Annotated in this window: 9 protein-coding genes and 1 pseudogene; 7 read left to right on the forward strand and 3 right to left on the reverse strand. The window is 58.2% G+C overall.

What is annotated here, in order from left to right:
- Positions 1-7: 7 nt before the first annotated feature.
- Together NKJ18_RS28245 and NKJ18_RS28250 are read right to left on the reverse strand one after the other, a co-directional pair.
- The gene (locus tag NKJ18_RS28245) at positions 8-328 is read right to left on the reverse strand and encodes a recombinase family protein (RefSeq protein ID WP_352760891.1); all 321 of its coding nucleotides are present in this window, start codon (positions 326-328) and stop codon (positions 8-10) included.
- A complete protein-coding gene (locus NKJ18_RS28250) occupies positions 325-810 on the reverse strand; it encodes a hypothetical protein (protein ID WP_352760893.1) in 486 nt (161 codons plus the stop codon). Before NKJ18_RS28250 ends, NKJ18_RS28245 begins: the two co-directional genes overlap by 4 nt.
- On the opposite strand from NKJ18_RS28250, the pseudogene NKJ18_RS28255 reads away from it, so the two are divergent.
- A pseudogene (locus tag NKJ18_RS28255) lies at positions 806-1,144 on the forward strand (ATP-binding protein); the annotation flags it as partial. The gene NKJ18_RS28250 and the pseudogene NKJ18_RS28255 sit on opposite strands and share 5 nt — an antisense overlap.
- Here the strand turns inward: NKJ18_RS28255 and NKJ18_RS33085 are convergent.
- On the reverse strand, positions 1,065-1,499 hold the full coding sequence (locus tag NKJ18_RS33085; RefSeq protein WP_502906184.1) for a hypothetical protein: 435 nt from the start codon (positions 1,497-1,499) through the stop codon (positions 1,065-1,067). The pseudogene NKJ18_RS28255 and the gene NKJ18_RS33085 sit on opposite strands and share 80 nt — an antisense overlap.
- Positions 1,500-2,345: 846 nt before the next feature.
- Between NKJ18_RS33085 and NKJ18_RS28265 the strand changes: the two genes are divergently transcribed.
- From NKJ18_RS28265 to NKJ18_RS28290, 6 genes are all read left to right on the forward strand, one after another.
- On the forward strand, positions 2,346-3,593 hold the full coding sequence (locus tag NKJ18_RS28265) for a methylaspartate ammonia-lyase (protein ID WP_352760895.1): 1,248 nt from the start codon (positions 2,346-2,348) through the stop codon (positions 3,591-3,593).
- Between the two features lie 16 nt (positions 3,594-3,609).
- Positions 3,610-4,770, forward strand: a complete 1,161-nt coding sequence (locus NKJ18_RS28270) for a CaiB/BaiF CoA transferase family protein (RefSeq protein WP_352760907.1) — start codon at positions 3,610-3,612, stop codon at positions 4,768-4,770.
- Between the two features lie 108 nt (positions 4,771-4,878).
- Positions 4,879-5,775, forward strand: a complete 897-nt coding sequence (locus tag NKJ18_RS28275; protein ID WP_352760897.1) for an HpcH/HpaI aldolase/citrate lyase family protein — start codon at positions 4,879-4,881, stop codon at positions 5,773-5,775.
- 129 nt (positions 5,776-5,904) lie between these two features.
- Positions 5,905-6,831: a LysR family transcriptional regulator gene (locus NKJ18_RS28280; protein ID WP_352760899.1), complete on the forward strand. Its 927-nt coding sequence runs from the start codon at positions 5,905-5,907 to the stop codon at positions 6,829-6,831.
- Positions 6,832-7,030: 199 nt separating this feature from the next.
- On the forward strand, positions 7,031-8,458 hold the full coding sequence (locus tag NKJ18_RS28285) for an NAD-dependent succinate-semialdehyde dehydrogenase (RefSeq protein WP_352760901.1): 1,428 nt from the start codon (positions 7,031-7,033) through the stop codon (positions 8,456-8,458).
- A 5-nt stretch (positions 8,459-8,463) separates the two neighbouring features.
- Positions 8,464-10,008, forward strand: coding sequence for a fumarate hydratase (locus NKJ18_RS28290; RefSeq protein ID WP_352760903.1), 1,545 nt, complete (start codon positions 8,464-8,466; stop codon positions 10,006-10,008).
- Positions 10,009-10,507: the final 499 nt, after the last annotated feature.

Here is a 10,507-nt window from a genome sequence, read left to right on the forward strand (position 1 = left end):
GTGCCCTTCATGCCGAGCAGCAGCCAGTCGTTGGGATGACGCGGTTCGTAGATGCCGTCCTCATCGATGATGAGCGTTCCGACAAGGCCGCAAAACTCGATGAGCGTATGCCAGTCCCGGCCTCAAAGCCCGGACGGCTGATGCCAGACCCTGAACTACCGAGATCTTCATCGATGACGATGGCGTCTTTCCAGCCAAGGGACCGCGCTCGCTCGGCAAGGCCATATTGGCGTCGCCGGCTCTCGGGATTGTTGACGAGTTGATCGGCCGTCGACTGCCGGACATAGACATAGGCACCGCGCGCGAGATGTTCAGCGGTGATCTTCATGATCTGCCTCCCGTCCCGTCTGGCTCACCACCGCTTCCCTCAGCAAGGTCTCGATCAGCGGGAGGGTGCGTTCCCGGATTTCGCCTGGAAGACTCGATGGCGGAGCCTTCTTGGAAAACAGGTCTGGCTGGTCGGTTCGGCATTGCCTGCCCTGCATGGTCGTCTCCTGGCTCGCGTGAGTCGCTCTGCAGAAAACGTAGACATGCATCGACCTCGCGGCGCAGGTCGCGCAGGCATGAAAGGGGAAAACGGGGCGCCTCGCGAACCGCCATCGTCAGGGCGATTTCTTCCGTCATCCAGATCGGAATCAGCGCCAGGCTGCCATCCGGTTGTCGCCCGACATAGGCCGGCTCACCGCAATAACGCTGACGGCCTGTGACGAAAATCTCCCCGCCCGAACGTGGATGAAAGGCGTAACGGACAATCTTCTTTGCCTCGCCATCCTGATAACGGGCATTATGAGCCCAGTCCGACAGCGGCAAGAGCTGGCTGGCCTGTGCGCTAGGCCACAAAGCTTGCCGAGAGGATTTCTCCGTCGCCTATCACCGCGTTCCATGGCTGTTTGCAACACTTGCCCTCGCGAGAGGCGACGGACGTTATGGCCGGATCTTCAAGCAACTCGCCAAAACCGACCTTCTCATTCTCGATGACTGGGGACCGGAAAAACTCAATGATGACCAGCGGCGTGATGTGCTTGAGATCATTGAAGACCGCTACGAACGCCGATCGACAATCGTCACCAGTCAGCTGCCCCTGGATCACTGGTATGAGATCGTTGCAAACCCAACTCTGGCCGATGCCATCCTGGACCGCCTGCCACCAGCTTCTTCTCAAGCGCCGCCAGCCGGGTGCAGGTGGCGCGGTATTCCTCGCCGAGCATCTCGAACAGCTCCTGTGCCAGCGCCCGCACGCCATCATCGGCTGCAACGCGGGCCAGCAGCGGCTCGATATGGGCAAGGCGCTTCGCAGCCACCAGTCCGAACTCGGCCGCATGGCCGCGGATCGCATTGGAAAGCTGCGTGCGCCGCCGAACCATTTGCTCGCGCACCCCAAACAGCATCTGACCCGCCTGCTGCTCGACGCTCTTCACCGCCACGAAGCGGGTTCTCGGCCGGCTCGTCGCCTCGCAGTTCGCCTCCGCATCGGCCGCGTCGTGCTTGCCGCGCCGCAAATAGGCCTTTCGCGTGCTGAGCCGCCATCAGCACCGGATCGTGGCCCAATGCCGACAGCGTGCGCGCCCAGTGATGCGAGCCGCCGCACGCCTCAAGCCCGACCTTCACCGGCGCCAACTTGGCGAAGAACGGAACGACCCCACGTCGCTGCAGCTTGCGGATCAGCACAGGCCGCTCCAAAGCGTCGACACCGTGCAATTGAAAAACACTCTTGGACGTATCCATGCCAATGCGGATAACTTGTTCACGGACGGCTCCCTTGTTTGAGATCTCATACGACCTCACTCTGGCACATTCGATGCCGTCGGGCGCCGTCCACCCTATCATGCCCCTGGGCCATGTGATCCAGAAGGCCGGGAAGGAGAGAGGACAGAGAGTTCCGCCCGCCGGCGGACAGACGTCCTTCGCAGGACGATGGATGAGGTGAGTTCGCTGAGACACTCGTACTGATTGCAACCTGCCATCAAGACGCTCATTAGATTGTACCGCCTTATTCTCCGACCCCACACTGAGAGGCGAAACGTCGAGGCCGAAGAGAAGCAAGGCCCTGCGAAAGACGTCAAAACGCCGGAGACACGGAAAGCTCGGTAGCGCTTGACCGCAACACGCCGAATAGAGCAGCACAGCCAGCAAGGAGACCGCCTCTTGCGGCCCGGAACAAGTCTTCCTCGATAGAGAGCAGGGGACTGTTGTGGAATGGTTTTCAATAGACGCGTTTGGTGACGCGGCTCCTTGGCAGCCATCTTGAAGCGCGATGGCAGCGCCTCAACTTTATATTGGCGAACTTCTTACCAATGGACCAGACTCGGTTGCAAGGCGTTTAGGGCAAATCGGGGCAAACGGAAGTGCAGATCAAAGATGTCGTGCTCGCGCCTGGCAACGGCGCATTTTTCTATGACGATCAGGAAGCCATTAGATCCGGTGCAATCCAAGACGGCTTCATTTATCTCGGCGCACCGACCACGGCGGGGTTCAAGTCGATTCGCATTCCAGCATCTTCGCTCAGCGTTGGTCTCGTGCTTACCGACGACACCGTTGCCTGGGGCGACATGATGAACGTCCAGTACTCTGGTGCCGGTGGACGCGATCCTTTGTTCGACACCGTACAAATCTCAGATTTCACTTCACGCGTTATCACACCGCGGCTTCTTGGTCTCGATGCCTCTCATTTGCTTGAATCTTGCACAAAGGTTTTAGGCCCTGTCGAACACCAGCGGTTGCCTCTCGCTGTCGAGTATGGCGTAAGCCAAGCTCTTCTGCGAGCAGCCGCCTATATTCATCGTAAGACAATGGCGGAGATTATATGCGCGGAGTTTGATCTGCCGCTACCGACGTGCCGCGTCCCGATTTACTGCCAGAGCGGTGACGCACGCGAAATCAACGTCGACAAGATGATCCTGAAAGCGGTGGATGTGATTCCTCACGGGCTGATCAACTCACGGCAGAAATTCGGCACTGACGGCCTGACCTTCATGGAGTTCGTAAAATGGGTTGCAGCGCGCACGCGCGAGATTGGCCGCCCGGGCTATCACCCGGTGCTGCATTTTGATTTGTATGGCTGGATAGGCCAAGAAATTGGGCTGGAGCCGCAAAGAATAGCTGACTTTATATGCCGGGTTGCCGAGAGCGTTCCGGGTTTCACACTCAATGTCGAGTCGCCAGCGGACTTTGGTTCCACGCAAGCTCAAATTGAGAATTATGCCGAGATCGTATCGATTTTGGATGGTCGGGACTCTAGCGCGCGCATCGTCGTGGATGAGAGATGCAATACGCTTGAGGACATTCGGCTTTTTGCCGAAGCGAAGGGCGCGCATCTCGTGCAAATCAAGACGCCGGATGTCGGCTCAATAGCCGACGCGGTTCGCGCTGTTCTCATTTGTAAGCAGAACCGAGTTGGATCGTATGTCGGGGGAAGCTGTACCGAGACGGATCTGTCGGCCCAGGCGTCGGTCCACATTTCTGTAGCGACCCAGGCAGACATGATGCTCGCAAAGCCCGGCATGGGTGTCGACGAGGGATTTTCCGTGGTTGGGAACGAACAGAACCGGTTGCTTGCGATTCTGAACCTTCGAGCAACTAAGAATGTTGGATGAAACGCGGTGTGTCACCATGCAGAATAGCCTTGAGGGGATCACCGTCGTTGCTGTGGAGCAGGCGGTGGCCGCGCCTTATGCGTCGTCTCGCCTTGCGGATGCCGGTGCCCGGGTATTTAAGATCGAACGGCCGGAAGGGGACTTTGCCCGAAACTACGACAAATTGGTCCGGGGTCAGAGCTCTTACTTCGTATGGCTCAACCGCGGCAAGGAGTCGGTGTGTCTGGACCTAAGATTGGAAGCGGACCGCGAGGTCCTGGACACGCTCATTGCCGTAGCTGACGTCTTTATCCAGAATCTGAGGCCTGGCAGTATTGAAAAACTGGGTTTCGGGTCTGCTGATCTGCGTCGCCAATATCCGCGGCTGATCACCTGCGATATCTCGGGTTTCGGCGAGAAAGGGCCGTATTCGCACTTGAAGGCTTATGATCTCATCGTCCAGGCCGAAACAGGCCTATGCGCCATCACCGGCAACCAACATGGGGCCGCACGTGTGGGAGTCTCGGTTTGCGACATTTCGGCGGGCATGACAGCACATAGCGCCATTCTGCTGGCCCTCTATCACCGCGAGGTCACCGGTGAAGCCACCAGCATTCAAATATCACTGTTCGATGCCGTCGCCGACTGGATGAATGTCCCGGTTCTGCAAAACGACTACAGTGCCTATCACACGGTACGCGCCGGCGTGAATCACCCGTCGCTTGCTCCATATGGGGCCTATCGTTGCGCCGACGGCAAACAAGTCATTTTTTCAGTCCAAAATGACCGCGAATGGGTGAATTTCTGCGAGAAATTTCTAAAGCGGCCGGAGCTTACACGCGCACCTGGTTTTGCCGATAATATGGAGCGCCTAGGTCACCGGGCGCAAATTGACGAGATCATTGAGAGGCGCTTTTCTGAAGTGTCCTGCGATGAAGCGATGCGGGAGCTTGAAGCCGCCGGTTTGGCATACGGCCGACTAAACGAAGTGGCGGATGTTTCAAACCATCCACACATTCGCAGAGTTGAGGTTGGAACACCCGAAGGAACCGTCAAAACGATAGCACCGGCGCCGATTTTCAACTCCGAGCACCTCTCGTTGCGCCCAGTTCCCGCTCTTGGCGCTCATACCGAGACTGTCCGCGAGGAGGTTCTGGCGCGTTTGCGGGAGAGGGCCGCTTTGCGTGCATCTCGATAAGGTGAGCGCGCGATTTCCAAAGAGCCTGTGTACCGCGCATCATCTCAGCCCGCCGTAGCAAGCTCACGGTCACCGCCGTCGCTAAGATCGGCAGGGGAGGCGGATTCCATGATCAAAAACACCTTTGGGGCCTTTGAAAGCGCGACGTCTTTACCACGCTGGAGATCCCTGTTGTTCGTTCCCGCTCACGTTCCGCGGTTTGTGGAGACGGCTCATGAGCGCGATGCAGATGGCATCATTCTCGACCTGGAGGATTCCGTTCCCCAGGATCAGAAAGCCCACGCACGGCGGCAGCTCTCCGAATCCGTAGCAAAGGGGGCGCGCAAGGGCGGGTCTGTTTTGGTACGCGTGAATCGTGGTTTGCGCGCCTTGGCGGTCGATCTCGATGCAGCAGTGATGGCTGGTGTTGACGCACTGGTTCTTCCAAAGACTGATTCGGCAGAGTGGGTTTTAGAGATCGCAAATGCGGTTTCAGAACTTGAACGAGAAAGAAATCTTGCGCCTGGGCGCATCCGGTTCCTTGCCCAGATCGAGACTCCGGGCGCCCTGCAACGGCTCGCGGCCATTGCGTCGGCACATCCAAGGATGATCGCAATGGCGCTGGGGGCTGAAGACTTCAGTGCCGTTGTTGGCGGCGCCCCGGAATTCGACCTTCTTTTGACGCCGAACCTTTCTGTTCTTTTTGCCGCCCGCGCCGCCGGCTTGCTCCCGCTGGGCTTCATAGGAAGCATTGGCGAGTTCTCGGACACTCATAAACTTCGTGAATCCGCCGCGCATGCACGGCGGCTTGGCTTTGCCGGAGCTTTGGCCGTTCATCCGAGACAGGTAGCCATATTCAATGAGGCTTTCTCGCCAAGCCCACAGGAACTCGAGTGGGCCCGTCGCGTCGTAGCGGCGGAACAGGATGCCGCCACGCGTGGACTGTCCGCATTCTCGTTGGATGGCAAGATGATTGATCCGCCAGTGGTTCGGCGCGCCCACGAGATCCTGGCTCGCCAGCAATAACTGACCTGCATTTTATCCGCGGCCGGGCAGGCGGTTTTCGAGACATGGCCGACGGTTTGTCTTGCTCGCTATCTCGTTTCGAGATAGATACGAGGCACTGGCGATCATGCCCCGGTTGGATTTTGTATCGTGGACATCAGGCAGTTAAGATACTTTGTCGGCGTCGTCGAGGCCGGCAGTTTCACGAAAGCAGCTGCAACCCTCAACGTTGCTCAAAGTGCTCTAAGCCTGCATGTGCGTCAACTGGAAGAAGGATTCCGCACCCAGCTGCTGGTTCGCGACAGGACCGGTGTCAGCGTCACGGCGTCCGGAGACAAGCTGCTTGAGCGCGCGCGGAATATCCTGAAGGAAATTCAGCTGACTGAGGAGGAACTTACCAACACGGTGGCTGCTCCTTCCGGAGAGGTGACCATTGGCATTCCGTCAGGAGCCGCTCGCGTGCTTAGCGGTCCCTTGCTTGAATCCGTAAGAAGCGAGTTGCCGAGGATCTCGCTCAAGATGATCGAGGGCATGACGGGACCGCTGGAGGAGTGGATGGCAGCTGGCCGTTTCAATCTGGCCGTTCTGTACCGGACTGCCGAGAGCGTGGGGCCAATGACGGTGCTGGCCCGCGAAGAATTTTGCCTGGTGGTGCCGCCTGGTCAACCGCCTTTCGAAGATTCGATACCGCTGCCCGACTTGCACGCATTTCCGCTGGCGGTTCCCATGCGGAACAACAATGCCAGGCGTTCGGTGGCTGAAGTCGTTGCCCAACATGGTTGTGTTTTGGACGTTAGATTCGAAGTCGATTCCCTTTCTACGATCATCAATATGGTCATGGAAGGAAAGGCATATTCCATCCTTAGCCCGTCGGCCATTCAGAAAGAGGCATCTCATGGTCAAGTTAGAACCGTCAAGATCATCGATCCGGTGATTACCCGTTCCGTCGTGCTCGCCGTCAACCCGAAGGATGAGCGCTCTCCAGCCGTGTCTGCGGTCCGCAAGCTGATTCCCAAGGTCGTAAAGACTTTGATCGAGGGCAAGCGCTGGTCAGCCACGGTTCCGGACCGGGTTTAGGAGATCCCAACCCAAGTTCTTCCAGTGCTATCTCTCGTCGCGGCTGCTTAAGCGGTATCAATCTGGATTCGAGATCGTTTTGGGCGACATTCGATATTTGACCGCATGCAACTATCGCGATGAAATCGCAGACGAGAGAGCCACGGTCCGAACATCAGCTGGTCTCGTACCTGACAAATTTATTCAAGCGGAGCATGCGATGTTCAACGCAACAACCTATCAGCTTTACATCAACGGCAGGTGGCGAGGCGGTAGCGGAACCCTGACGGTGACCAACCCGGCGACAGAGAAGGTATTTGGCTCGGTGGCCGCGGCGTCGGCTTCGGATCTGGACGAGGCCCTTGCTTCAGCAGAGCGAAGCCGCCGGGCCTGGTCTTCGCAGCCGCCGAAGAATCGCGGCGAAATCCTTGTCGCGGCCGCCAGGATACTGGCCACCAAGGTGGGAGATGCAGCAAAGGATTTGTCGAGAGAACAGGGCAAGACGGTCGCCGAAGCAACAGGCGAGTACGCGCGCGCAGTCCAAACGTTGGAGTGGTACGGCACACACGCCCAAGAATTGTCGGCCCCAATTCCACATGGTCCGAACCGAATGATTGTCCCTGAGCCGCTCGGCGTGGTCGCTGCCTTCACGCCGTGGAACTATCCTGCCGTGCTCATCGCCCGCAAGCTTGCCCCTGCGCTGGCGGCAGGCTGTCCTGTGATCCTCAAAGGGGCTGAAGAAACACCCAGTGCGGCTATCCACATTGTCGAGGCGTTGCGCCAGGCGGGTATCCCGGACGGCGTTGTCAATCTTGTCTTCGGCGTACCGGCGCAAATTTCTGAACATTTGCTGAGCTCGCCGATCGTAAAGGTCCTCACCTTTACGGGCTCCACCGCTGTCGGAAGACATCTTGCCAAGCTTGCCGCTAATAACTTGCAGCGGTGCATCCTTGAACTCGGTGGACACTCGCCGGTCGTTGTATGCGAGGATGCGGATCTCGCAACAGCGGTTCCAGCAATTTCGGAATACAAGTTCGAGTGCGCAGGCCAGAGCTGCAACGCGCCCAGCAGAATCCTCGTCGCCCGGACGCTCTACGAGGAGTTTGTATTCCGAATGACCGAAGCGGCCCGCAAAATCAGGATCGGCCCCCCCGACGACCCTGCGACGGGGATGGGACCGATGGCAAACGCGCGGCGGATCGAGGCCATGCAGCTTCTGGTCAAGGATGCGGTGGATCGCGGCGCCCGCGTAGAGACCGGTGGCATCCGCTTGGACCAGCCGGGCTTTTACTGGCCGCCAACCATCCTGACAGGGGTGCCAAAGGACGCAAAAGTGCTTCATGACGAGCCGTTCGGGCCGATCCTGACCGTGGCGCCTTTCGACACGATCGAGGAGGCTATCGAAGAAGCCAATGCCACCGAGTATGGTTTGGCCGCCTACTTCTTCACTGGCGCCCTCGATGCGAAACGGACGCTGATCGGCGGTGTTTCGGCTGGCGCTGTCAGCGTAAATTACCTGAAAGGAGTTTCCGCGGATGCGCCGTATGGAGGCGTCAAACAGAGTGGTTATGGGTATGAAGGCGGCGAGCTGGGCCTGCGAAGCTTCCAGAGCTTGAAACTGGTCAATGGGCTCGGGTCATTCGGGTAAGAGTGGTGAACAAAAGGACACAAACCATTGCCGGCGAAGACATCGCAAGGAGCGTCGCCGACGCCCTTCAGTACATCTCGTACTACCATCCTCCAGACTATATCCGGTACCTTTCGCAGGCATATGCCCGGGAACAAAGCCCGGCGGCTAAGAACGCCATAGGGCAAATTCTGCTGAATTCACGGATGGCGGCGTTTGGGCGGCGGCCGATCTGCCAGGACACCGGCCTCGTAGTCGTCTTTGCAAAGGTCGGCATGGGCGTCCGCATTGCGTCAACGGCCAGTTTCGCCGACCTCGTGAATGAAGGCGTCCGCCAGGCCTATCTCGACCCTCAAAATCCCCTCCGACCATCGATCGTCTCGGATCCGCTTGCCGGGCGGGTGAACACACGTGACAACACGCCGGCAGTCGTCCACGTCGAGCTCGTGTGCGGCAACCAAATTGAGATCACCATCGCAGCAAAAGGGGGAGGATCCGAAAACAAGGCGCGTTTCACCACCCTTAACCCGAGCGCGTCCGTTGCGGACTGGGTGGTCGAGACCGTTTCGACCCTCGGCAGCGGATGGTGCCCGCCCGGCTTGATTTCGGTCGGCATCGGTGGCAGCGCTGAAAAGTCAATGCTGCTGGCTAAGGAAGGCATGAACGAGCCCATCGATATGTCGGAATTGATCGTGAGGGGGCCATCAAATGCGGAGGAGACACTGCGGGTTGAGCTTTATGAACGAATTAATGCGCTTGGCATGGGCGCTCAGGGCCTAGGTGGTCTGACGACAGTCGTTGACGTGAAGGTTACGAGCTATCCCACTCACGCCGCGTCCAAGCCCGTCGCGCTCATTCCGCAATGCGCCGCCAACCGGCACCTGAAGTTCACCTTAGACGGCTCTGGACCCATCAGGCTTGAGCCTCCCGACCTTTCCGAATGGCCCCAGATCGGTAATGAGGATTTGCACACAACCGGCGTCAGGCGGGTCAATCTCGATGCGCTCACAAAGGAAGAGACCGCATCGTGGCGCTGTGGGGAAACCCTTCTTTTGTCCGGTAAGATGCTGACGGGCCGTGACGCCGCCCACCAGCGAATGGTCGATTTGATCGATGCCGGCAAGCCCTTCCCGGTCGATCTGAGGGGACGCGTGATCTACTACGTCGGACCCGTCCGAGCAGTGAGGGATGAGGTCGTCGGACCGGCTGGCCCGACAACCTCCAGCCGTATGGACGATTTCACTGAAAAGATGCTCGCCGAGACTGGCCTATTTGCGATGGTCGGCAAAGCGGAAAGGAGCCCGGCGGCCATCGAGTCGATTGTGAGACACACAACGCCTTATCTCATCGCAGTGGGTGGTGCCGCCTACCTGATTTCAAAATCGATCAAGGCGGCGCGGCTCGTTGCCTTTGAAGAGCTGGGCATGGAAGCCATCTATGAATTCGAGGTGCAGGACATGCCGGTCATCATCGCTGTCGATGTCGAGGGAAATTCCATTCATAAGTCCGGGCCGCTCGAGTGGCGTAAGCGCATGGCAGCCGACAGCATCGCCCGCAGCATCGGTGTCTGAGTACGCTGGCTGCCGTATCGGTAACACAGGCGGCCATTTGTAGTTCAGCTCCTCGGCGAGCCAGACAAGAAAGGCTTTCAAGTCGCTCTCGCTGCCAAACGCTCAGTGTAATGACTGCATAGACCTGCCGTACTTACGATGCACGCTCAGGAAGATGCGTCATTCATTTACGCGGAGGCCCCGCCGACAGGCGATTATTCCTTTCCAAATACGTCATCTCCCAGTTGGGGGCAGGGGCCTACCCCAACTCTTCTACAACGTTCTGCTTGGATCGTTCTCAGTTCCCCTGACTTCTACAACCTCGCAGTAGCTTGCAGGCGAGGACGAATGACGCCCATAATATTCGTTCGCTTCGATTGACAGATCTAGAGCACGTCCTGTGATCGATGAATCGATTGTGATGTTGACCTGCCCCTAAGAATTTCCTCCATCTGAGATTAGAGTCCGGCCCTTGATCGAAGGACGGACTGATGAAGAGAAAGCGGTTCACAGAAGAGCA

Source organism: Mesorhizobium sp. M0217 (assembly GCF_040321955.1).
Taxonomy (GTDB): Bacteria; Pseudomonadota; Alphaproteobacteria; order Rhizobiales; family Rhizobiaceae; genus Mesorhizobium.

What these genes read in the sequence shown, in the direction of transcription:
- NKJ18_RS28245 (WP_352760891.1), bottom strand. Translation starts at nt 328, where the DNA reads ATGAAGATCACCGCTGAACATCTCGCGCGCGGTGCCTATGTCTATGTC.
- NKJ18_RS28270 (WP_352760907.1), top strand. Translation starts at nt 3,610, where the DNA reads ATGCAGAATAGCCTTGAGGGGATCACCGTCGTTGCTGTGGAGCAGGCG.
- NKJ18_RS28275 (WP_352760897.1), top strand. Translation starts at nt 4,879, where the DNA reads ATGATCAAAAACACCTTTGGGGCCTTTGAAAGCGCGACGTCTTTACCA.
- NKJ18_RS28285 (WP_352760901.1), top strand. Translation starts at nt 7,031, where the DNA reads ATGTTCAACGCAACAACCTATCAGCTTTACATCAACGGCAGGTGGCGA.